Origin of the sequence: Bacillus cereus group sp. BfR-BA-01379 (assembly GCF_022663605.1) — a bacterium.
In the GTDB taxonomy this organism is placed as follows: Bacteria; Bacillota; Bacilli; order Bacillales; family Bacillaceae_G; genus Bacillus_A; species Bacillus_A mobilis.
This window is the reverse complement of record NZ_JAKUFT010000242.1, coordinates 1-288: the sequence shown is the minus strand read 5'-3', so window position 1 is coordinate 288 and position 288 is coordinate 1. Positions and strand designations below refer to the sequence as shown.

Genomic DNA, 288 nt, shown 5'->3' with positions numbered 1-288 from the left:
GTACCGTTAGCAATAAACCAAGAATAAGATTCTTCTGCTGTGCCGAAGCGCCCCATAATATGGCTACCTGCAAAATGAGCTGTTGATGTATGATTACCTTCCGCATGAGAAGAGAATCCGTTAGCGATAGTCGCGGTTCCTTCTGCATGTGCTGCTTCGCCTAAAGCGATTGTATGTTTACCTTCCGCATGAGAATAAGAGCCGCCTGCTGTCGTTTCACTTCCTTCACTATGGGAACTATGTCCAGTTGCTTTCGTTTTTGACCCTTCTGCATGAGAGAAAGAAGCT

At 45.8% G+C, this 288-nt stretch carries 1 pseudogene; it reads right to left on the bottom strand.

Annotated features, from left to right (window positions below):
* Positions 1-288 (bottom strand): annotated as a pseudogene (locus MR113_RS27665) (peptidase G2 autoproteolytic cleavage domain-containing protein); the annotation flags it as partial.